Origin of the sequence: Pseudomonas sp. URIL14HWK12:I6, assembly GCF_000514195.1 — a bacterium.
In the GTDB taxonomy this organism is placed as follows: domain Bacteria; phylum Pseudomonadota; class Gammaproteobacteria; order Pseudomonadales; family Pseudomonadaceae; genus Aquipseudomonas; species Aquipseudomonas putida_A.
Genome location: NZ_AZVL01000013.1, coordinates 134,441 through 155,380 on the forward strand (window position 1 = coordinate 134,441; position 20,940 = coordinate 155,380).

Here is a 20,940-nt window from a genome sequence, read left to right on the forward strand (position 1 = left end):
TTGTCATGGCACTGGCCCATTCCCTCGGATTTCCGCGCATTGGTCGCGACCGCGAATTGAAAAAAGCGCAAGAGGCGTTCTGGAAAGGAGAACTGAACGAGGCCGGCCTGCGTGAAGTGGGTCGTGAATTACGCAAGGCCCACTGGGACTTGCAGAAGAACGCCGGCATCGAGCTGCTGCCGGTGGGCGATTTCGCCTGGTACGACCAGGTGCTGACCCACTCGCTGATGTTCGGGGTGGTTCCCGAGCGCTTCCGACCGCACGACGGCAAAGCCACGCTGCAAACCTTGTTCGGCATGGCCCGTGGTGTCAGCGACAGTTGCTGCGGCGGTGCCCATGCGCAGGAAATGACCAAGTGGTTCGACACCAACTACCACTATCTGGTACCGGAATTCAGTGCCGATCAACAGTTCCAGCTCGGCTGGGAACAGTTGTTCGAAGAAGTCGAAGAGGCTCGCGAACTGGGGCATAACGTCAAACCGGTGATCATCGGCCCACTGACTTATCTATGGCTGGGCAAGGCCAAAGGCGCCGAGTTCGACAAGCTGGAATTGCTTGATCGTTTGCTGCCGCTGTATGGGCAGATCTTCGCCCGGCTGGCCGCACTCGGTGTGGAATGGGTGCAGATCGATGAGCCGATTCTGGTGCTCGACCTGCCGCAGGAGTGGAAGAATGCTTTCGAGCGTGCGTACAACCAGATCCAGCGTGATCCGCTGAAGAAACTGCTCGCCACTTACTTCGGTGGTCTGGAAGAGAACCTCGGTCTGGCCGCCAACCTGCCGGTCGACGGTTTGCACATCGACCTGGTGCGCGCAGCGGAACAGTACCCGACCATCCTTGATCGCCTGCCGGCCTACAAGGTGCTGTCGCTGGGTGTGGTCAACGGCCGCAACGTCTGGCGCTGCGATCTGGAAAATGCGCTGGCGACTTTGCAGCATGCACATGAGCGCCTGGGTGATCGCCTGTGGGTCGCGCCATCGTGCTCGCTGTTGCACAGTCCGGTGGATCTGGGCCGCGAAGACCAGCTCGATGCCGAGCTGAAAAGTTGGCTGGCGTTTGCCGTGCAGAAGTGCGAAGAAGTCGCCGTGCTGGCGCAGGCGGTCAACGAGCCGGAAGCGCCGAAAGTGCTGCGCGCCTTGGCCCAAAGTCGCTCGGTACAGACCAGCCGCGCCGCCTCGCCTCGTATTCACAAACCGGCAGTGCAGGCCCGTGTGGCGGCCATTACTGCGCAGGATAGCCAGCGCCAATCGCCGTTTACCCAGCGCATCGCCAAGCAGCGCGCCGGCCTCGATTTGCCACTGTTCCCGACCACCACTATCGGTTCGTTTCCGCAAACTGCGTCGATCCGCCTGGCGCGGCAGTCGTTCAAGCAAGGCAAACTGAGCGAAGCCGAATACACCGAAGCCATGTACAGCGAGATCCGCCACGCCGTGCAAATTCAGGAGCAGTTGGGCCTCGACGTGCTGGTGCACGGTGAAGCCGAGCGCAACGACATGGTCGAGTACTTCGCCGAGCAACTCGACGGCTACGCGTTTACCCGTTTTGGCTGGGTGCAAAGCTATGGTTCGCGTTGCGTCAAACCGGCGGTGATCTTCGGTGATTTGAGCCGTCCGCAAGCCATGACCGTGGACTGGATCCGCTACGCCCAGGGCCTGACCGGCAAGGTCATGAAAGGCATGCTGACGGGACCTGTGACCATGCTGATGTGGTCGTTCCCGCGCGAAGACGTGTCCCGTGAAGTGCAGGCGCGGCAACTGGCGCTGGCGCTCCGTGACGAAGTGGTGGACCTGGAAGCCGCCGGAATCAGGATCGTGCAGATCGATGAAGCCGCGTTCCGCGAAGGTTTGCCGCTGCGCCGCGCGCAATGGCAGCACTATCTGGATTGGGCCACCGAAGCGTTCCGCCTGTGTGCCTCCGGTGTACGCGACGAAACGCAGATCCACACGCACATGTGCTACAGCGAATTCAATGATGTGATCGAGTCCATCGCCGCCATGGACGCCGATGTGATCACCATCGAAACCTCGCGCTCGGACATGGAACTGCTGGAGGCGTTCGAGGCCTTCGATTACCCGAACGAGATCGGCCCGGGCGTCTACGACATTCACTCGCCGCGGGTGCCGGATGCTTCGGAAATGGCCAATCTGCTGCGCAAGGCAGCGCAGCGAGTTCCGGCCGAGCGGTTGTGGGTCAACCCGGATTGCGGTCTGAAAACCCGTGGCTGGCCGGAGACAGAAGCGGCGTTGGTACACATGGTCACCGCCGCCCGGCAACTGCGCAAAGAACTGGCCTGAGGAGACACCCACCAAACCCTGTGGGAGCGAGCCTGCTCGCGAAGGCGGCGTGTCAGTCGAATAATGTTTCTCTGATACACCGCTTTCGCGAGCAGGCTCGCTCCCACACTGAGTTCAGTGATCGGTCAGTGACGGCTCATCAAACCATGCAACACACCGAGGCGCAGCCCCGGTTCCGACGGCGCCATCTGCGAAATGCCAAACACCTTGAACGCCGCCAGCATCAGCACCAGCCCTCCCGGGAGGATGCTCTGGCGATGCGGCTGCAAGCCTGCCAGCTTCAATTGCTGAACGTTCTTCACCTTCAGCAGCAACAGCGACAAACGCAACAACCCACCATAGGTGATGCCATCCTGACCGAAGTCATTCAAGCGATTGGCCTTGAGCACCTTCGCCAGCATCCGCGCCGTGCCGGAGGAACCAATGGTCTGTTGCCAGCCCTGCGCGCGATAGCGGCGGGCGACTTTTTCGAATTGCAGGATCGCCACGCGCTCGGCTTCCTGCAGTGCACCGGGCGCGATGCGTCCGTCAGGGAAATAGCGTGCGCCCAGGCTGCCGCTGCCGATGGCGATGCTTTCGGTGAGCAGCGGTTGCGACCCCTGGCCGAGAATCAGCTCGGTGGAACCACCACCGATGTCGACCACCAGCCGCATGTCCTCCGCCCCCGGCAGGGTATGAGCGACGCCGGCATACACCAGTTGCGCCTCTTCATGGCCGGAGATGACGTCGATGCGAAAACCCAGATGGCGTTCGGCACTGTGCAGAAACAACTGCGCATTGTCGGCCTCGCGCACCGCGCTGGTCGCCACGGCCCGCACCTTGCCGGCCTCGAAGCCGCGCAGTTTCTTGCCGAACCGCGCCAGCGCCTGCCAGCCACGATCCAGCGCCATTTCGTCCAGTGCACCGCCGTCGAAGCCTTCGGCCAGCCGCACCGGTTCACGCAGGGTTTTGACTTCCTGAATCATGAAGCCTTTTCGACTGCGAACCGACTGGCCGATCATCAGGCGAAACGCATTCGAGCCCAGGTCGATGGCGGCAAACAGCGAGGCGTCTTCTTTCATGGGAATCCCTGCGAAACATCCGTCGAAGGGTCAAGACGGTTTGCGAGGATTCTGCGATGCGCTTGATGACATCCTGATGACGGGGCAGGGGCGGTTCAGTGAATTGTTGGCTGTCATGACACTGTCATTATCCGGCGTCTATCCTGAGCCCAATACATCGCGTGTTCTTAAAGTTTTTGCTGCCTCTTTGGGCAGCTTTTTTTTGCCCGCGATTTGGCAAGCCGTGCGCAAGGTTTGCAATCGTGGGCGTCCCTTGGCTAATATACGATCCATATACACTTCGTATCGGATTCGGATATGGGCATCGTAAAGATTTCAGAAGACATGCACGAGAACCTGCGCATCTCCAGCACCGCGCTCAGCCGCTCGATCAACGCGCAGGCCGAGCACTGGATGCGCATCGGCATGCTCGCCGAGCTGCACCCCAACCTCGACCACAGCGCCATTTGCCGCTTGCTGATCCGCGCCGAACAGAACGGCGGGCTGGATCTGCATCAACTGACTCAGGAAGCCGTCAGCGCATGAGAAATCAGATCAAGATCAATACCCCTGCGGAAATCGCGAAGTCGCGCGCGGCGGGCAAACTCGCCGCCGAAGTGCTGGCAATGCTGGTACCGCATGTGAAGGCCGGCGTGACTACCGATGAGCTGGATCGGTTGTGCAACGATTACATCGTCAACGTGCAGAAAGCCATTCCGGCCAACGTCGGTTATCACGGTTTCCCGAAAACCGTCTGCGCCTCGGTCAACGACGTGGTGTGCCACGGCATCCCGTCGGGCACGCCGCTGAAGGATGGCGACATCGTCAATCTCGACATCGCGGTAATCAAGGACGGCTGGTTCGGCGACACCAGCCGCATGTACGTGGTCGGCGAGGCGACGCCTGAAGCACAACACCTGATCAAGACCACCTACGACGCCATGTGCGCCGGCATTCGCAGGGTGCGTCCGGGCGCGACACTGGGCGACATCGGTCATGCGATCCAGAGCCTGGCGGAGAGCGAAGGTTTCAGCGTGGTGCGCGAGTATTGCGGGCATGGCATTGGCAAGGTGTATCACGATGAACCGCAGATCCTGCATTACGGTTTCCCCAATCAGGGCATGAAGCTCAAGGCGGGGATGATTTTTACCGTTGAACCGATGCTCAATGCCGGCAAGCGCCATGTGAAGAACATGCCGGACGGCTGGACGGTGCTGACCAAGGATGGCTCGCTGTCGGCGCAGTGGGAGCATATGGTCGCGGTGACCGAAACCGGCTTCGAAATCCTCACCGCCTGGCCGGACGCAATAGAAGGTTTCACCCCTATCGCCTGAACACCACCAGACCCCTGTGGGAGCGGGCTTGCTCGCGAATGCGGTGTGTCATTCAACATAAACAGTGACTGACACGTCGCCTTCGCGAGCAAGCCCGCTCCCACAGGGGGGATTTGCGGTGCTGCCGAGATCCTCAGTGAGAACCGGCGGCTTTGTTGAGGTCGCTTTCAGCCCATTCGGTGTAGACGCAGGCATCCGCCGTAGCCCAGCGCACTCGCACCGGATCGCCAGCCTTGAGCGGCATGCCCGCCGCCGACAGCGCTTTAACCGTCATCGAAGTACCGCCCGACGTCACCACGCTGCACGTCTGGCTTTCGCCAAGAAACAGCACCTCCACGACCTTGGCCGACACCTCATTCCAACCCGCTGCCAGCGGCTCCTCGCTCGCCTGCTGCACGCTCAGCGCCACAGCTTTTTCCGGCCGCACCATCAGCAGCACATCCTGATCGGTATGCAAGCCAGCGGTCAGTCGAATCGACAATGACTGTCCTTCAAACGAAGCCGCCGCATTGCCCTGGGCCTTGAGCTTGAGGAAGTTCGAGTTGCCGAGGAATGACGCGACAAACGCGTTCGGCGGATTCTGATACAGGTCATAACCGCTGCCCAGGCCAACAATCTTGCCGTGACTGAAAATTGCGATGCGCTGCGACAGGCGCATGGCTTCTTCCTGATCGTGGGTCACGTAGACGATGGTGATGCCCAGGCGCCGATGCAGCTGGCGCAGTTCATCCTGCAAGTCTTCACGCAGTTTTTTATCCAGCGCGCCGAGCGGTTCGTCCATCAGCAGAATACGTGGCTCGTAGACCAGCGCCCGGGCGATGGCGACCCGCTGCTGCTGGCCGCCAGAGAGTTGCGAAGGGCGGCGATGGGCGAATTGTTCGAGCTGCACCAGTTTCAACATCGCATCGACACGCTTGTCACGTTCGGCGGCGGCGAGTTTGCGGATCGCCAGCGGGAAGGCGATGTTGTCGCGCACCGACAGATGCGGGAACAGCGAATAGCGCTGGAACACCATGCCAATGTCGCGCTTGTGCGGCGGCACGTTGACCAGCGACTGACCGTTGACCAGGATCTCGCCGCAGCTCGGGGTTTCGAACCCGGCGAGCATCGACAGCGTGGTGCTTTTGCCCGAGCCGCTGGAGCCGAGGAAGGTCAGGAACTCGCCGTCCTTGATGTCCAGCGAGATGTTGTCGACGGCGGCAAAGTCGCCGTAGTGCTTGTTCAGATTGCGCAGGCTGACCAGGGGTTTGTCGTTCTGCTGGGATGCGTCTTTGATCACGGCACTCATGTCGTACTCCTGGGCGCTCAGGCGCTGATTTCGTTGCGCCGGCGCAGCGCGGCGGCGATCACCATGACCAATACCGACAGGCCGATCAGCAGCGTCGAAGCGACGGCGATCACCGGGGTCAGGTCCTGGCGCAAAGTGGTCCACATTTTCACGGGAAGGGTTTGCAGGGTCGGGCTGGCCATCATCACGCTGAGCACCACTTCGTCCCACGAAACCAGAAAGGCGAAGAGGGCGCCGGCAACCATACCCGGACGGATCGCCGGGAACGTCACCTTGAACACCGCTTGCAGGCGTGAGGCGCCGCAGATCACCGCCGCGTCTTCAATCGACTGATCGAACAGCTTCAGCGAGTTGATGATCGAGATGATGGTGAACGGCAGCGCGACGATCACATGGCTGACCACAAACGCAAACATGGTCCCGGTGTAACCGAGCTTGAGAAACAGCGCGTACACCGCCACGGCGATGATCACCAGCGGCACGATCATCGGCAGGGTGAACAGGCCGTAGAGCATTTCCCGACCGGGGAAGCGCCCGCGCACCAGAGCAAACGCGGTTGGCAGACCGAGGGCCACGGCGCAAATCGTGGTCAGCACGGCAACCTTGAGGCTGGCCGCCGCAGCGTTCATCCAGTCGGCGTTGGAGAAGAACTGGCCGTACCATTTCAGCGTCCAGCCCGGCGGTGGGAACACCAGCCACTGCGACGAGCCGAACGACAGCAGGACGATGAACACGATCGGCAACAGCAGGAACAAACCGATCAGTCCGGTGGTTGCATACAAGCCGAAACGCATCCGCCGGCTCATGGCATTGGGAGTCAGGAGCATCTCGGCTTACCTCGCGTTGCTGGCGCCAACCGGGGATTCCGGCTGAAGCTTCAGGTAGAAGTAGAACAGCACCAGCGTGATCGCGATCAGCAACGCGGCGCCGGCACTGGCCAGGCCCCAGTTGAGGAACGATTGCACCTGCTGAATGATGAACTCCGGCAGCATCATGTTCTGCGCCCCACCGAGCAGCGCCGGGGTCACGTAGTAACCGAGCGACATCACGAACACCATCAACCCGCCGGACGCCAGACCCGGCCGGCACAGCGGCAGGAACACCCGGAAGAAGTTGGTCCACGGGCTGGCGCCGCAGATCGAGCCGGCTTGGAGAATCATCGGGTCGATGGCCTGCATGGTCGCCTGCAACGGCAGGACGATGAACGGGATCATGATGTAGCTCATGCCGATCACCACGCCGGTCAGGTTGTGCACCATTTCCAGCGGCTGATCGATGATGCCCAGCGCCATCAGCGCCTTGTTGATCACCCCCGAAGCTTGCAGCAGCACCAGCCACGAATAGGTGCGGGCGAGCAGGCTGGTCCACATCGATAGCAGCACGATATTGAGGATCCAGCGGCCCCAGCCGCGCGGCACCAACGTGATCGCCCAAGCCAGCGGAAAGCCCAGCAACAGGCTGAAAATCGTCACCAGCCCGGCCACCGAGAAGGTGTTGAGCAGCACCCGCGCATACGCCGAGTTGGCGAACAGTTGTTCATAGTTGCCAAGGCCCGGGGTCGGTTCGAGCACGCCGCGCAACAGCAGGCCAATCAACGGCGCGAGAAAGAACAGGCCGAGGAACAGCAGTGCCGGGACCAGGTTGCCGGCACCTTTCCAGCGTTGTCTGAAGGTGTGGGTCGAGCCGGCAGCGCCGGTGGCGCTCCCGGTCACCGTTGCAGGACGGGGCGCAGTGGCCGCCATTTTCATTTGACCAGCCATTCGTTCCACCGTGTCGCGATGGCCGGGCCGTTCTTGGCCCAGTACGCGAAATCAAGAGTGATCTGATCCTTGGCGTAGGCCGTCGGCAGGTTCGGGGCCAGCACCGAGTCCAGGCGCGCCACGCTGTCGACGTTGACCGGGGCGTAGGCGGTCAGGTTGGAGAAGTCGGCCTGGCCTTTGGCACTGCTGGCGTTGGCCAGGAACTTCATCGCCGCGTCCTTGTTTTTCGAGCCTTTTGGAATCACCAGAATGTCGGCCATGACCAGGTTCTGTTTCCAGCTCACACCGACGGGTGCGCCATCTTCTTGCAGGGCGTGAATCCGGCCGTTCCAGAACTGGCCCATGCTCGCTTCACCGGAGGCCAGCAGTTGCTGCGACTGCGCGCCGCCGCCCCACCAGACGATGTCTTTCTTGATGGTGTCGAGTTTCTTGAAGGCGCGATCCAGATCCAGCGGGTAGAGCTTGTCAGCCGCTACGCCGTCGGCCAGCAGCGCCAGTTCGAGCACGCCGGGGCTCGGCCATTTGTACAGGGCGCGTTTGCCGGGGTAGGTCTTGGTGTCGAACAGGGCGCTCCAGTCCTGCGGCTTGTTGGCGCCGAGTTTGCCATCGTTGTAGCCGAGGACGAAGGAGAAGAAGAACGAGCCGACGCCGTGATCGCTGACGAAGCGCGGGTCGATCTTGTCGCGCTGGATGACTTTGAAATCGAGGGGTTCGAGCAGGCCCTCTGAAGCGGCGCGCAGGGCAAAGTCGGCTTCGACATCGACCACGTCCCATTGCACGTTGCCGCTCTCGACCATGGCCTTGAGTTTGCCGTAGTCGGTCGGGCCGTCCTGCACCACGGTGATGCCGCTGGCCTTGCTGAACGGATCGGCCCAGGCCTGTTTCTGCGCATCCTGGGTGCTACCGCCCCAGCTGACGAAGTTCACGCTTTCGGCGGCCATTGCAGCCTGGCCGGTCACGCTCAGCAGTCCCGCAAAAAGGATTGCGGTTGCAGCTTTGTTCAACACCATTTTTACGCCCTCATTGTTGTGTTTTTGAGCGGGCTTGCGTTGTTGCCCGCCTGTCGGGAGCAGTAGCCGGACGGTTTTTCAGGTCGCTCGGTCTATGGAATATCATATTATGGTATTCCAAACTTTGTGCAAGCACTTTGCCTTACCGGTTATCTGGCGGATGGGCTTTTTGTGAGCTCGAGGGAATTAAATTGAAATGCAAAACCCTGTAGGAGTGAGCCTGCTCGCGAAAGCGGTGTGACGTTCTGCGATGATGTTGGCTGATCCACCGCTATCGCGAGCAGGCTCACTCCTACAGTTGGAATTGTGGTTGGCGTGGATTATTCGCTGAAGGGGATGCTCTCGACCACTTCCAGGTCATACCCGGTCAACCCTGCATACTTCAGCGGCGGACCCAAGTGGCGCAGCTTGCCCACCCCCAGGTTCTGCAGAATCTGCGCCCCGGTACCCACCTCCGAATAAATCCGTGATTGCGAGCGGCTGAACTGCCGCGGCGGCTGGGTCAATTGCGGCACGCGCTCCAGTAGCGCCTGCGACGATTCATGATTGGCCAACACCACGACCACGCCATGGCCTTCCGCCGCGACCCGTTGCAGCGCCGCCCACAACGTCCAGTTGCTTGGCCCGCTGTACTCAGCGCCGACCAGATCACGCAGCGGATCAATCACATGCACACGCACCAGCGTCGGCTCTTCGCGGTGCAGATCGCCCATCACCATCGCCATGTGCACGCCACCCTCGATGCGGTCTTCGAAAGTGATCAGACGGAACGTGCCATGCACCGTCGGCAGCTCACGTTCGCCGATGCGTTCGATGGTGTGCTCGGTGCTCAGGCGATAATGAATCAGGTCAGCGATGGTGCCGATCTTGATTCCGTGCTTGCGCGCGAACACTTCCAGATCCGGGCGGCGGGCCATGGTGCCGTCATCGTTCATCACCTCGACGATCACCGAGGCCGGGGTGAAACCGGCGAGGCGGGCGAGGTCGCAGCCGGCTTCGGTGTGGCCGGCGCGGGTCAGCACGCCGCCTTCCTTGGCGCGCAGCGGGAAGATGTGCCCAGGCTGCACCAAGTCTTCGGCGCGGGCGTCTTTGGCCACAGCGGCCGCGACCGTGCGTGCGCGGTCAGCTGCAGAAATGCCAGTGGTGACCCCGACCGCCGCTTCAATCGACACGGTAAACGCGGTACTGAACACGCTGCCGTTGCTCGGCACCATTTGCTCAAGGCCCAGGCGCTGGCAGTGCTCGTCGGTCAGTGTCAGGCAAATCAGCCCGCGTGCTTCACGGGCCATGAAGCTGATCGCTTCGGGCGTGCAACAATCGGCGGCCAGCAGCAGGTCGCCTTCGTTTTCCCGATCTTCGTCATCGACCAGCAGGACCATTTTGCCGAGGCGATAATCTTCGAGGATTTCTTCGATGCTGTTGAAGGCCATGCTGGACTCTCAGGGTTGGTTGCAAATAATATTGGTATACCATAATACAAAATCAACAAAGAGGTCACTATGAAGGCGTACTGGATTGCCCACGTGGATGTCGACGATGCCGAGCACTACAGCCAATACACCCAGCGCGCACCGGCAGCCTTCGCCGCGTTCGGCGCGAAATTTCTGGCCCGGGGCGGACGCAGCGAAGCGCTCGAGGGCAGGGCTACCCCTCAGCGTAGCGTGGTGATCGAATTCGAGAGCTATGAGAAGGCCGTGGCGTGCTACCACTCGGCGGCGTATCAGGAGGCGAAACGTTATCGCGAGGAATGGGCGAGGGCGGAGATCGTCATCGTAGAAGGCATCGCCCCACTTTAAGCAACACCACAAATCCCCTGTGGGAGCGGGCTTGCTCGCGAAGGCGGTCAATCATTCAACATTTCTATCGACTGACACACCGCCTTCGCGAGCAAGCCCGCTCCCACAGGGGCGAAGGTGATCCTCAGCGGATAAAGTGGATCTTCCCGCTGTCATCATTGCCCATGTAGATCCCATACACCCCGGCCTGACGCTCCTCGATGTAACGCTCAAGAATCTGCCGGATCGCCGGGTAATAGATCTGCTCCCACGGAATGTCCTCAGGGGCGAAGAATTTGTAGTCGAGGGTTTCCGGGCCGTACTGCCCGGTGATCTCCAGCGCGATCGCGCGGAAGATGATGTACACCTCGCTGATCTTCGGCACGCTGAAAATCGAATACGGCGAGACTATTTCCGCGCGCACGCCGCTTTCTTCCCAGACTTCGCGCAGCGCCGCCTGCTCGGTGGTCTCGCCGCTTTCCATGAAGCCGGCCGGCAGCGTCCAGGTGCCCGGGCGCGGGGGGATCGCCCGTTGGCACAAGAGATATTTGCCGTCCTGCTCGATAATGCAGCCGGCGATGATTTTCGGATTGACGTAGTGGATATAGCCGCAGCCGCGGCATATAAGGCGCTCGTGCGTATCGCCCGGCGGTACCTGCTGACCGAGGTCAGGGCCACCGCATTTCGGGCAAAAGCTCGGGCTGAACATGTCAGTGACCTATACGCGGTTCTTTCAGCGCGATCGGCAGGGTGATGTTCGGCGTGGCGCCGGTCTCTTCCTGTTTGCGCTTGAGGTAGTCGAGGGCCACGGCGGCAGCGGCGCGTACGTGATCGACACAGGCCTGATGCGCCGCCAGCGGATCGCCGCTCTTGATCGCCTCGACCATTTTTTCCATCTCGTGGTTGCTCGCGCCGCGCCGGTTTTCCTGGGACACTGAGGTCGCCCGCAGGTAGCTGATGCGCGCTTGCAACTGGCGTAATTGAGTGGCCGCCACATGGTTGCCCGAGCCTTCGAGCAGCACGTCGTAGAAGCCCTGTACCGAGTCGATCACCTGCTGCAGTTCGCCGTCCTTGAGCGCCTTGCGGTTCTCGTCGAGGGCTTTTTCCAGGGCCTTGATGTCCTTGGCCTTGGCACGCAGGGTGAACAGCTGGACGATCAGACCTTCGAGCACGCAGCGCAGCTCGTAGATGTCGACTGCATCGGCGAGGGTGATGATCGCCACCCGTGGGCCTTTGGCATCGGCGAACTCGACCAGACCTTCGGACTCCAGGTGGCGCAAGGCTTCGCGCACCGATGTGCGGCTGACACCGAGGCGATCGCACAGATCGCGTTCGACCAGACGATCACCGGGCATGAGCTGAAAATTCATGATCGCGCTACGCAGTTTATCCAGCACGATTTCGCGCAGGGTAACGGGGTTGCGATTGACCTTGAAGCTGTCGTCGAGTGGCTGGCGTTTCATGGGGTCCGCTCTTTAAGTTGGCTGTCCATGCCAGACGGGCATCTAAACAGCCGAGGGGTTAACTGGAGGCCTCGGCGTCGGCTTCGGCGAAGGCTTCACGGGCGAGCCGGAAACTGTCCACGGCTGCCGGGACGCCGCAATAAATACCGACCTGAAGCAGAATTTCGCGTATTTGCTCACGACTCAGGCCGTTACGCAAGGCGCCGCGCACATGCAGCTTGAGTTCGTGCGGGCGGTTGAGCGCCGAGATCATCGCCAGGTTGATCATGCTGCGCTCCTTGAGCGACAAACCCTCACGCCCCCAGACGTGGCCCCAGCAGTATTCGGTGACCATTTCCTGCAGTGGGCGGGTGAAGTCGTCGGCGTTGTCGATGGAGCGCTGCACATAGGCTTCGCCCAGCACCTGGGTGCGGATCTTCAGGCCTTTTTCGTACTTTTCGTTACTCATCATTCCTCCTGTCACCCTGTTTCCCCTGTGGGAGCGGGCTTGCTCGCGAATGCGGTAGATCATTCAATATTTATGTCGACTGACACGACGCCTTCGCGAGCAAGCCCGCTCCCACAGGGGGATCTATGTATCCATCAGGCCAGGGTTGGCAACGGCCCGAGCTTGCCCTTGTGATAGATCATCGGCGTCACCGGTTGCTCGGGCAGGATCAGGTTCTTCACCGCGCCGACAATGATCGCGTGATCACCACCGTCGTATTCACGCCACAACTCGCACTCGATGATTGCCGTGGCCTTGGCGAGGATCGGGTTACCGAGTTCGCTCAAATGCCACTCGATGTGCTTGGCCTTGTCCTTGCCTTTACCAGCAAAGGCATAGGCTTCGGCGGTCTGGTCGGCGGACAGCAAATGGATCGCGAACTTCTTGCTGTCGCGCAGCACCGGGTAGGTGTCGGAAGCGTAGTTGGGGCAGAACAGCACCAGCGCCGGATCAATCGACAGCGCACTGAAGGCGCTGGCGGTGATGCCGACAATGGCGCCGTCCGGGTCGAGGGTGGTCACCACCGTGACGCCGGACGGAAACGAGCTCATGACGTCTTTGTAAATGCCGGGTTCGATCATGTCGCAGGACTCCTAGCGCATCACAAACGGATCAGGCATCGGAGCCTGAGAGAGATTGATCCACACCGTTTTCAGTTCGGTGTAGGCCAGCACCGAATCGATGCCGCTTTCGCGTCCATAGCCACTGTTCTTGAAACCGCCGATCGGCGCCATGGCCGAAACTGCGCGGTAGGTGTTGACCCAGATGATCCCCGAACGCACATCCCGCGCCAGACGATGGGCGCGACCGAGATCGCGGGTCCAGATGCCGGCGGCGAGGCCGAACTGCGAGTCGTTGGCGATCGCCAGCGCTTCGGCTTCATCTTTAAAGCGAATCACCGATGCCACCGGGCCGAAGACTTCTTCCTGCATGATCCTCATCGAGTTGCGATCGCACTCGAACAGCGTCGGCTCGTAGAACCAGCCGTCACCGAGATCGGTCGGACGCTTGCCGCCGGTGCGCAACCGCGCGCCTTCAGCAAGGGCATCAGCCACCAGACCTTCGACCACCGCCAATTGCTGCGCGGTGGCCATCGGACCCATTTCGCTGCGGTCTTCCTGCGGGTTGCCGATGCGTATGCGCTGGGCGCGTTCGACCAGGCGGTTGACGAACTCGTCGTAGATTTCGTCCTGCACCAGCAGGCGCGAACCGGACACGCAGCTCTGGCCCGAGGCGGCGTAGATCCCGGCGATGGCGCCGTTGATCGCGCTGTCCAGATCGGCGTCGGCGAAGATGATGTTCGGCGATTTGCCGCCGAGTTCCAGCGACAGTTTGGCGAAGTTTTCGGCGCTGCTGCGCACCACATGCCGGGCCGTGGCCGCGCCGCCGGTGAAGGCGATCTTGCGGATCAGCGGATGGCGGGTGAGGGCGGCGCCGGTGCTCGGGCCGTAACCGGTGACAACGTTGACCACGCCCGGCGGAATCCCGGCTTCGAGGGCCAGACGTGCCAGCTCAAGGATGGTCGCCGAGGCGTGTTCGGAAGGCTTGATCACGATGGTGTTGCCGGCGGCGAGGGCCGGGGCCAGTTTGATCGCGGTCAGGTACAGCGGGCTGTTCCACGGAATGATCGCGGCAACCACACCCATCGCTTCGTGCACGGTGTAGGCAAACAGGTCGGGCTTGTCCAGCGGCAACGTACCGCCTTCGAGCTTGTCAGCCAGGCCTGCGGTGTAGTGGAAGAACTCCGGCAGATAGCCGACCTGACCCCGGGTTTCGCGGATCAGCTTGCCGTTGTCGCGGCTTTCCAGCTGCGCCAGTTGTTCCTTGTTTTCCGCGATCAGGTCACCGAGACGCCGCAGCAGCTTGCCGCGCGCGGTGGCGGTGAGGCCGCGCCAGGCCGGGCTGTCGAAAGCCGTCTGCGCCGCTTGCACGGCGCGTTCGACGTCAGCTTCACCGGCGTCAGGCAGTTCGGCCCAGGCTTGCGCGCTGGCCGGGTTGAGGCTTTCGAAGGTCTTGCCGGAGAGGGCGTCGACCCATTCTCCGCCGATGCACATCTGGAAGCGTGCGAGTGTCATGCAACGATCCCCTTTATAGGGTTTTGTCGGGAGTGTGCGTATTCGAGGAATTCCAGCAGCGTCTGATTGACCAGCCGCGGCGACTCTACCGGCATCATATGCCGTTGCTCGGGCAGCACCGCAACCTTCGCGCCGGGGATGCGCCGCGCCAGTTGCTCGGCCATTTCCGGGGTGGAACCGGGGTCGAGTTCGCCGGTGGCGATCAGCGTCGGCGCCTGGATGCTGCCGAGGTCGTCGGCGCGGTACATGTCCTGGGTGGCGAACAATTCGTAGGTGGTCAGGTAACCCTGCGGGTCGTTGCCGGCCAGGGTCTGACGAATGGCTGCGATCTGCGCCGGGTTGGCCGCCTGATATTCACGGCTGAACCAGCGCGACAGCGCCGCTTCGGCGTTGGCATCCGGGCCGTGCTCAGCGGCCTGCGCGGTACGGGCGATAACCCCGGCGCGCTGTTCTTCACTGCGGTTGAACACGCTGTTAAGCACCACCAGGCTTTGCAGGCGCTCCGGGTAGTGCAGGGCAAACGCCCGTGCCACCAGTCCGCCCATGGAGAAACCGATCACCGCTGCCTGGGGCAGATTCAGGTGATCGAGCAGCTCCAGCAACTGATCGGCATAACCGAGCAGGCCGGTGCCGCTGGCCGGGCGCGGGCTGGCGCCGTGGCCGAGCATGTCGTAGGCGATCACCTGGTATTGGGCAGACAGGCCAACGTTCTGGCCGCCCCACATTTCTTTGTTCAGGCCCACGCCGTGGATCAAGACCACGGGCTGGCCTTGGCCGGTCGCCAGGTAACTGGTGCCAGCCGGGGTGAGTTCAGCGGTGAGCCGAATCATGGAGCGCTCCTGCAATGCCTTTTTATTGTGATTACTGGGCTTTTTCGGCGGCCAGTTCTTCCAGATCGATGTAGCGGTTGCCGATGCGCGGGTGCAGGCGACCACCGTCGGCGCAACCGAGCACCACCACGATTTCGTCGGCACGCGGCGCGTCTTCGATCTGCATTTCCAGGGTGATGTAGTGCGAACGCTGGCCTTCGTCGTCCTTGTGCATCATCGGGATCTGAATCGAAGTGCCCGGGCCGCCGCGCTTGTTGGTGAAGCTCAGGTAGCTCTTGGCCTTGACCGCCTCGCGGTAGTGATTACCGAAGCGCAGGGTATGGATCACCGCCGAGGCGTGTTCGATCTCACCGTCGGCGCCGACCACTGCCGCTTTGCCGTACGCCTCGATCTTCTCGGCGCCGCCGATGATGCCCACCAGACGCTCGACCATCGTGGCGCCGAGGTCGGAGCAGTTGGCGCGGATCTGCGGTTTCAGATCCTCGACGAAACCGTTGCCGACCCACGGGTTCTTCATCACCACGGCCAGCCCGACCATGGTCACCGGCTTGTCAGTGGCCTTGCCGCCTTCGATGAAGGTTTCTTCGACATAGCTGACGATCTTGCGAATTTCGAAACTCATGAGCTGCTCCGTAGGGGGATTGAGAGTGTCTGTGCGTCTGATGGTATACCATAATACCGATCGTGCAAGTCCCCCACGCAAGATTTGCCGCATCCATCCGGCGAATGGCGGTGTATTCACTGCCAGCCCCAATCTCACAAACACCATTACACCCTGTGGGAGGGGGCTTGCTCCCGAAAGCGGTGGATCAGTCGACATCTCGGGTGCCTGACACAGCGCCTTCGGGAGCAAGCCCCCTCCCACGATGGAAATCACCGCTGACAGGGGGGGGCATCCGGTTAACAAAAGATAACGTGGCGCCGATTGTCAGACGTTTCCAAAGCCCGATAGGATGAGCCAGCTTCCCAAGGCGCTCTGGACTGCGGGTTTCACGGCTATGCTTGTGACCTGTCAGTCACCACGAGCACCCTTGCGGCGCCCTAAGGCCCAATGGCCTAACAATAATAAATAGGGGAAGGTCTATGAGTCGTTGCCGCCCGCCGGCGTTTCGCAACACCGCGTTGCTGGCCACAGCCCTCACACTGCTGGGCTGTGCTGCCTTGTCGGCACCCGTGCTGGCCGCCGAAGCGCCCGCCGACGGGGTGTATTCCACCGAATCGGCCAAAGCCGCCAAAAGCCTGATACTCGATGTTGTCCACGCCGGCACCCGGTTGGTGGCGGTGGGTGATCGCGGGCACATTCTCTATTCCGATGACCAGGGCAAGACCTGGACCCAGGCCAAGGTGCCGACCCGGCAACTGCTGACGGCGGTGTATTTCGTCGACGACAAGCACGGCTGGGCGGTCGGTCACGACGCGCAGATTCTCGCCAGCGAAGACGGCGGCCTGACCTGGAGCAAACAGTTCGAAGACCTCAAGCGCGAAGCACCGCTGCTCGACGTCTGGTTCCAGGACGTTAATCACGGTGTTGCGGTCGGTGCTTACGGTGCGCTGCTGGAAACCACCGACGGCGGCAAGAACTGGCAAGACGTCAGCGACCGCCTCGACAATCAGGATCAGTTCCACCTCAACGCCATCGCCGCCGTCAAGGACGCCGGGCTGTTCATCGTCGGCGAGCAGGGCAGCATGTTCCGCTCCCCGGACTGGGGCCAGACCTGGGAGAAAATCCAGGGCCCGTATCAAGGCTCGCTGTTCGGCGTGATCGGCACCGCGCAGGCGCAGACTCTGTTGGCCTACGGCCTGCGCGGCAACCTCTACCGCTCCAGCGATTTCGGCAGCACCTGGCAGCAGGTCGAACTCAAGGCCGCGCGCGGTGCGCTGGAGTTCGGTCTGTCCGGCGCCACGTTGCTCGCGGACGGCTCGATCGTGATCGTCGGCAACGGCGGCTCGGTGATCAGCAGCAGCGACAACGGCGAAACCTTCAGCGTGTTCAACCGCCCGGACCGCATCTCGCTGTCCTCGGTCACTGCGGCCGGCGACGGCAATCTGATTCTGACCGGGCAGGGCGGCGTGCACACCACGCAGCCCAACGGCGCCGAGATCAATAATAAGAAGGCGGGGCTATGACTTCCTTGATCACTCCTCAGCAGGACAAAGCGACGCTCCTCGAACGTCTGATTTTCAACAACCGCCCGGCCGTGATCCTGATCTGCCTGGTGGTCAGCATCTTCCTGTTCTGGCAGGCCACGCTGATTCGCCCATCCACCAGTTTCGAAAAAATGATCCCGCTCAAGCATCCGTTCATCGAGAAGATGATGGAGCACCGCAACGATCTGGCGAACCTGGGCAACACCGTACGGATTTCGGTGGAAGCCAAGGACGGCGACATCTTCTCCAGGGAGTACATGGAGACCCTGCGGCAGATCAACGACGAGGTGTTCTACATCTCCGGCGTCGACCGTTCCGGCCTCAAGTCGCTGTGGAGTCCGAGCGTACGCTGGACCGAAGTGACCGAGGAAGGTTTTGCCGGCGGTGAAGTGATTCCGCAGAGCTACGACGGCTCGCCGGACAGCCTCGACATGCTGCGCAACAACGTCCTCAAGTCGGGGCAGGTCGGGCGTCTGGTGTCCAATGACTTCAAGTCGAGCATCGTCGACATCCCGCTGCTGGAGTCCTACCCGGACCCGCAGGACCAGGGCAAGTTGCTCGCCCTGGACTATCGGAAGTTCTCCCATGAACTCGAAGACAAGATCCGCAACAAGTTCGAAGCACAGAACCCCAACGTCAAGATCCACATCGTCGGTTTCGCCAAGAAGGTCGGTGACCTGATCGACGGCTTGGTGATGGTGGTGATGTTCTTCGGCATCGCTTTCGTCATCACCCTGATCCTGCTGCTGTGGTTCACCAACTGCCTGCGCAGTACCGTCGCGGTGTTGAGCACCACGCTGGTGGCGGTGGTCTGGCAGCTCGGGCTGATGCACTTCTTCGGTTTCGGGCTGGATCCGTACTCGATGCTGGTGCCGTTCCTGATCTTCGCCATCGGCATTTCCCACGGCGTGCAGAAGATCAACGGGATCGCCCTTCAATCCAGCGAAGCCGATAACGCCTTGACGGCGGCGCGGCGCACCTTCCGGCAATTGTTCCTGCCGGGGATGATCGCGATCCTCGCCGACGCCGTCGGCTTCATCACTCTGCTGATCATCGACATCGGCGTGATCCGCGAACTCGCAATTGGCGCCTCCATCGGCGTGGCGGTGATCGTGTTCACCAACCTGATCCTGCTGCCGGTAGCGATTTCCTATGTCGGCATCAGCAAGCGCGCCATCGCCAAGAGCAAGAAGGACGCGAATCGCGAACATCCGTTCTGGCGCTTCCTGTCGAACTTCGCCAGCCCGAAAGTCGCACCGATCTCCATCGCTTTGGCGCTGATCGCTTTCGGCGGCGGCCTCTGGTACAGCCAGAACCTGAAAATCGGCGACCTCGACCAGGGTGCACCGGAGCTGCGTCCGGACTCGCGCTACAACAAGGACAACAACTTCATCATCAACAACTACTCCACCAGTTCCGACGTGCTGGTGGTGATGGTCAAGACCGCCACCGAAGGCTGCTCGCGCTACGAAGCCATGGCGCCGATCGACGAACTGATGTGGAAGATGCAGAACACCGAGGGCGTGCAGTCGGCAATCTCGCTGGTGACCGTGTCCAAGCAGATGATCAAGGGCATGAACGAGGGCAACCTGAAATGGGAAACCCTGTCGCGCAATCCGGACGTGCTGAACAACTCGATCGCCCGCGCCGACGGCCTGTACAACAACAGCTGTTCGCTGGCGCCGGTGTTGATCTTCCTCAACGACCACAAGGCCGAAACCCTCGACCGTGCGGTACACGCGGTGCAGGAATTCGCCAAGGCCAACAACAAGGACGGTCTTGAATTCATCCTCGCCGCCGGTAACGCCGGGATCGAAGCGGCCACCAATGAAGTGATCAAACAGGCCGAACTGACCATCCTGATCCTGGTGTACATCTGCGTCGCGGTGATGTGTATGATCACCTTCCGCTCGTGGGCGGCCACCCTGTGCATCGTCCTGCCGCTGGTGCTGACCTCGGTGCTGGGCAACGCGCTGATGGCGTTCATGGGCATCGGCGTCAAGGTCGCGACCCTGCCGGTGGTGGCGCTGGGCGTGGGGATTGGCGTGGACTACGGCATCTACATCTACAGCCGTCTGGAGAGTTTCCTGCGCGCCGGTCTGCCGTTGCAGGAAGCCTATTACCAGACCCTGAAATCCACCGGTAAAGCGGTGCTGTTCACCGGTCTGTGCCTGGCCATCGGCGTGTGCACCTGGATCTTCTCGGCGATCAAGTTCCAGGCCGACATGGGCCTGATGCTGACCTTCATGCTGCTGTGGAACATGTTCGGTGCGCTGTGGCTGCTGCCGGCGCTGGCGAAGTTCCTGATCAAACCGGAAAAGCTGGCGGGGCAGAAGGGCAACTCGCTGTTTGCTCACTGATCCGGATGCCTGAAACGACGAAGCCGCAACCTTGGGGTTGCGGCTTTTTCATGCCTTGAACTTCACGCTGACCCCCTGTGGGAGCGGGCTTGCTCGCGAATGCGGTGTGTCAGATAAGTTTGTGCCGACTGACACACCGCATTCGCGAGCAAGCCCGCTCCCACAGGGGATTTGTGGTGTGTCAGGAGAGCTCGGTGCCTAGCACGACGCTAAGCGCACTGCGCGCATCATCCAGCTGCACCAGCGTTGCATGCCTTGCACCCAGCGCATCACGGTTCTCGATCGCCGTAAGAATCGCTTTGTGCCTCGGCAGCGCCAGTTCATGCAGATTCGGGCGCTGGTTGGAATGCTTCAACGCCTCGGCAATCGCCACCGAAAGCATGTTGCACAGGTTCGCCAGCAGATCGTTATGGGTCGCGTCAGCGATGCGGCTGTGGAAGTCCAGGTCCGGTTGTAGCAAGGCTTCCGGCGTCGGCGCTGATTCCATGCGTTGATAGGCCTCGCCGATGGCGGCGATGTCGGCCTCGGTCGCGTGCTGGGCGGCGAGGGCGGCAGCGGCCGGTTCGATGATGCTGCGCACACTGGTCAGCACATTGAAGAATTCATTCTGCGGGCTGCTTTGCATCAGCCAGTGCAGCACATCCGGGTCGAGCATGTGCCACTCGCGACGGGCCTTGACCACCGTGCCGACGCGCGGTTTTGAATACACCAGCCCCTTGGCCACCAGCACTCGCGTGGCTTCGCGCAACACCGGGCGACTCACCGCGTATTCCTCGCACAACAGCGCTTCGGCGGGCAGTTTGTCATCGGGCAAAAAGCGTCCGGAGACGATCTGCATGCCCAGTTCCTGGACAATGCGCGAGTGCATGCTTTTACGGTCGGAAGGTTTGCGGTAATCCATGGGGAACGGCGCGATCCTGAGCGATGGAGATGCCGCGCATCATAGCAGGCACGGCGCATTCTTGAGGTGGATACACAAAGCAAATGTGGGAGCTGGCTTGCCAGCGATGGTGGGGTGTCAGTCAACATAAATGTCAGCTGGCAGACCGTAATCGCTGGCAAGCCAGCTCCCACAG

20 protein-coding genes and 1 pseudogene are annotated in these 20,940 nt (G+C 61.4%); 6 read left to right on the plus strand and 15 right to left on the minus strand.

The window, feature by feature from the left end; all coding sequences use genetic code 11:
* Positions 1–5 precede the first annotated feature (5 nt).
* Positions 6–2,294, plus strand: a complete 2,289-nt coding sequence (gene metE, locus H043_RS0118315; protein ID WP_027613064.1) for a 5-methyltetrahydropteroyltriglutamate--homocysteine S-methyltransferase — start codon at positions 6–8, stop codon at positions 2,292–2,294.
* 125 nt (positions 2,295–2,419) lie between these two features.
* On the opposite strand, the gene H043_RS0118320 is transcribed toward metE, so the two are convergent.
* On the minus strand, positions 2,420–3,355 hold the full coding sequence (locus H043_RS0118320; protein WP_027613065.1) for a Ppx/GppA family phosphatase: 936 nt from the start codon (positions 3,353–3,355) through the stop codon (positions 2,420–2,422).
* 297 nt (positions 3,356–3,652) lie between these two features.
* Here H043_RS0118320 and H043_RS0118325 point away from each other — a divergent pair, with 297 nt between their 5' ends.
* Both H043_RS0118325 and map read left to right on the plus strand, forming a co-directional pair.
* The gene (locus tag H043_RS0118325) at positions 3,653–3,880 is read left to right on the plus strand and encodes a ParD-like family protein (protein ID WP_025111624.1); all 228 of its coding nucleotides are present in this window, start codon (positions 3,653–3,655) and stop codon (positions 3,878–3,880) included.
* Positions 3,877–4,668: a type I methionyl aminopeptidase gene (gene map, locus H043_RS0118330; protein ID WP_027613066.1), complete on the plus strand. Its 792-nt coding sequence runs from the start codon at positions 3,877–3,879 to the stop codon at positions 4,666–4,668. Before H043_RS0118325 ends, map begins: the two co-directional genes overlap by 4 nt.
* A gap of 5 nt (positions 4,669–4,673) precedes the next feature.
* On the opposite strand, the pseudogene H043_RS30730 reads toward map, so the two are convergent.
* The 6 genes and pseudogenes from H043_RS30730 to ribBA all read right to left on the minus strand — a co-directional run.
* Positions 4,674–4,805, minus strand: a pseudogene (locus H043_RS30730) (metal ABC transporter ATP-binding protein); the annotation flags it as partial.
* Entirely contained in the window at positions 4,802–5,956 is a 1,155-nt protein-coding gene (locus tag H043_RS0118335; RefSeq protein WP_027613067.1) for an ABC transporter ATP-binding protein, read from the minus strand. The pseudogene H043_RS30730 and the gene H043_RS0118335, both read right to left, overlap by 4 nt.
* 17 nt (positions 5,957–5,973) lie before the next feature.
* Positions 5,974–6,783: an ABC transporter permease gene (locus tag H043_RS0118340; RefSeq protein ID WP_025111627.1), complete on the minus strand. Its 810-nt coding sequence runs from the start codon at positions 6,781–6,783 to the stop codon at positions 5,974–5,976.
* 6 nt (positions 6,784–6,789) lie between these two features.
* Positions 6,790–7,704, minus strand: a complete 915-nt coding sequence (locus H043_RS0118345) for an ABC transporter permease (protein WP_027613068.1) — start codon at positions 7,702–7,704, stop codon at positions 6,790–6,792.
* Positions 7,701–8,726 carry an ABC transporter substrate-binding protein gene (locus H043_RS0118350; protein ID WP_027613069.1) on the minus strand — a complete coding sequence of 342 codons (1,026 nt, stop codon included), beginning with the start codon at positions 8,724–8,726 and terminating at the stop codon, positions 7,701–7,703. Before H043_RS0118350 ends, H043_RS0118345 begins: the two co-directional genes overlap by 4 nt.
* A gap of 320 nt (positions 8,727–9,046) precedes the next feature.
* The gene (ribBA, locus tag H043_RS0118355; RefSeq protein ID WP_027613070.1) at positions 9,047–10,156 is read right to left on the minus strand and encodes a bifunctional 3,4-dihydroxy-2-butanone-4-phosphate synthase/GTP cyclohydrolase II; all 1,110 of its coding nucleotides are present in this window, start codon (positions 10,154–10,156) and stop codon (positions 9,047–9,049) included.
* A gap of 69 nt (positions 10,157–10,225) precedes the next feature.
* Between ribBA and H043_RS0118360 the strand changes: the two genes are divergently transcribed.
* Positions 10,226–10,522: a DUF1330 domain-containing protein gene (locus tag H043_RS0118360; RefSeq protein ID WP_027613071.1), complete on the plus strand. Its 297-nt coding sequence runs from the start codon at positions 10,226–10,228 to the stop codon at positions 10,520–10,522.
* 124 nt (positions 10,523–10,646) lie between these two features.
* On the opposite strand, the gene H043_RS0118365 is transcribed toward H043_RS0118360, so the two are convergent.
* The 7 genes from H043_RS0118365 to H043_RS0118395 form a co-directional block, all read right to left on the minus strand.
* On the minus strand, positions 10,647–11,210 hold the full coding sequence (locus H043_RS0118365; RefSeq protein WP_027613072.1) for an NUDIX hydrolase: 564 nt from the start codon (positions 11,208–11,210) through the stop codon (positions 10,647–10,649).
* A gap of 1 nt (position 11,211) precedes the next feature.
* Positions 11,212–11,964: a GntR family transcriptional regulator gene (locus H043_RS0118370; RefSeq protein ID WP_007968636.1), complete on the minus strand. Its 753-nt coding sequence runs from the start codon at positions 11,962–11,964 to the stop codon at positions 11,212–11,214.
* 58 nt (positions 11,965–12,022) lie between these two features.
* Entirely contained in the window at positions 12,023–12,412 is a 390-nt protein-coding gene (locus tag H043_RS0118375; protein WP_027613073.1) for a carboxymuconolactone decarboxylase family protein, read from the minus strand.
* Between the two features lie 134 nt (positions 12,413–12,546).
* Positions 12,547–13,032, minus strand: coding sequence for a flavin reductase family protein (locus H043_RS0118380; protein ID WP_027613074.1), 486 nt, complete (start codon positions 13,030–13,032; stop codon positions 12,547–12,549).
* A 12-nt stretch (positions 13,033–13,044) separates the two neighbouring features.
* A complete protein-coding gene (locus H043_RS0118385) occupies positions 13,045–14,526 on the minus strand; it encodes an aldehyde dehydrogenase (protein ID WP_027613075.1) in 1,482 nt (493 codons plus the stop codon).
* Entirely contained in the window at positions 14,523–15,356 is an 834-nt protein-coding gene (locus tag H043_RS0118390; protein WP_027613076.1) for an alpha/beta fold hydrolase, read from the minus strand. The genes H043_RS0118385 and H043_RS0118390 overlap by 4 nt, the downstream gene beginning before the upstream one ends.
* A gap of 31 nt (positions 15,357–15,387) precedes the next feature.
* Positions 15,388–15,978, minus strand: a complete 591-nt coding sequence (locus tag H043_RS0118395) for an amino acid synthesis family protein (RefSeq protein ID WP_027613077.1) — start codon at positions 15,976–15,978, stop codon at positions 15,388–15,390.
* 461 nt (positions 15,979–16,439) lie between these two features.
* Between H043_RS0118395 and H043_RS0118400 the strand changes: the two genes are divergently transcribed.
* Positions 16,440–17,483 (plus strand): YCF48-related protein, encoded by a 1,044-nt coding sequence (locus H043_RS0118400; protein WP_027613078.1) that lies wholly within the window; start codon positions 16,440–16,442, stop codon positions 17,481–17,483.
* Entirely contained in the window at positions 17,480–19,864 is a 2,385-nt protein-coding gene (locus H043_RS0118405) for an RND family transporter (protein WP_049827910.1), read from the plus strand. Before H043_RS0118400 ends, H043_RS0118405 begins: the two co-directional genes overlap by 4 nt.
* A 181-nt stretch (positions 19,865–20,045) precedes the next feature.
* On the opposite strand, the gene H043_RS0118410 is transcribed toward H043_RS0118405, so the two are convergent.
* Positions 20,046–20,765 (minus strand): FadR/GntR family transcriptional regulator, encoded by a 720-nt coding sequence (locus tag H043_RS0118410; protein WP_027613080.1) that lies wholly within the window; start codon positions 20,763–20,765, stop codon positions 20,046–20,048.
* Positions 20,766–20,940 lie beyond the last annotated feature (175 nt).

Excerpts from the sequence above, each read along its gene's own strand:
- metE (WP_027613064.1), top strand. The coding sequence starts at position 6 with ATGGCACTGGCCCATTCCCTCGGATTTCCGCGCATTGGTCGCGACCGC.
- H043_RS0118320 (WP_027613065.1), bottom strand. The coding sequence starts at position 3,355 with ATGAAAGAAGACGCCTCGCTGTTTGCCGCCATCGACCTGGGCTCGAAT.
- H043_RS0118325 (WP_025111624.1), top strand. The coding sequence starts at position 3,653 with ATGGGCATCGTAAAGATTTCAGAAGACATGCACGAGAACCTGCGCATC.
- map (WP_027613066.1), top strand. The coding sequence starts at position 3,877 with ATGAGAAATCAGATCAAGATCAATACCCCTGCGGAAATCGCGAAGTCG.
- H043_RS0118335 (WP_027613067.1), bottom strand. The coding sequence starts at position 5,956 with ATGAGTGCCGTGATCAAAGACGCATCCCAGCAGAACGACAAACCCCTG.
- H043_RS0118340 (WP_025111627.1), bottom strand. The coding sequence starts at position 6,783 with ATGCTCCTGACTCCCAATGCCATGAGCCGGCGGATGCGTTTCGGCTTG.
- H043_RS0118345 (WP_027613068.1), bottom strand. The coding sequence starts at position 7,704 with ATGAAAATGGCGGCCACTGCGCCCCGTCCTGCAACGGTGACCGGGAGC.
- H043_RS0118350 (WP_027613069.1), bottom strand. The coding sequence starts at position 8,726 with ATGGTGTTGAACAAAGCTGCAACCGCAATCCTTTTTGCGGGACTGCTG.
- ribBA (WP_027613070.1), bottom strand. The coding sequence starts at position 10,156 with ATGGCCTTCAACAGCATCGAAGAAATCCTCGAAGATTATCGCCTCGGC.
- H043_RS0118360 (WP_027613071.1), top strand. The coding sequence starts at position 10,226 with ATGAAGGCGTACTGGATTGCCCACGTGGATGTCGACGATGCCGAGCAC.
- H043_RS0118365 (WP_027613072.1), bottom strand. The coding sequence starts at position 11,210 with ATGTTCAGCCCGAGCTTTTGCCCGAAATGCGGTGGCCCTGACCTCGGT.
- H043_RS0118370 (WP_007968636.1), bottom strand. The coding sequence starts at position 11,964 with ATGAAACGCCAGCCACTCGACGACAGCTTCAAGGTCAATCGCAACCCC.
- H043_RS0118375 (WP_027613073.1), bottom strand. The coding sequence starts at position 12,412 with ATGAGTAACGAAAAGTACGAAAAAGGCCTGAAGATCCGCACCCAGGTG.
- H043_RS0118380 (WP_027613074.1), bottom strand. The coding sequence starts at position 13,032 with ATGATCGAACCCGGCATTTACAAAGACGTCATGAGCTCGTTTCCGTCC.
- H043_RS0118385 (WP_027613075.1), bottom strand. The coding sequence starts at position 14,526 with ATGACACTCGCACGCTTCCAGATGTGCATCGGCGGAGAATGGGTCGAC.
- H043_RS0118390 (WP_027613076.1), bottom strand. The coding sequence starts at position 15,356 with ATGATTCGGCTCACCGCTGAACTCACCCCGGCTGGCACCAGTTACCTG.
- H043_RS0118395 (WP_027613077.1), bottom strand. The coding sequence starts at position 15,978 with ATGAGTTTCGAAATTCGCAAGATCGTCAGCTATGTCGAAGAAACCTTC.
- H043_RS0118400 (WP_027613078.1), top strand. The coding sequence starts at position 16,440 with ATGAGTCGTTGCCGCCCGCCGGCGTTTCGCAACACCGCGTTGCTGGCC.
- H043_RS0118405 (WP_049827910.1), top strand. The coding sequence starts at position 17,480 with ATGACTTCCTTGATCACTCCTCAGCAGGACAAAGCGACGCTCCTCGAA.
- H043_RS0118410 (WP_027613080.1), bottom strand. The coding sequence starts at position 20,765 with ATGGATTACCGCAAACCTTCCGACCGTAAAAGCATGCACTCGCGCATT.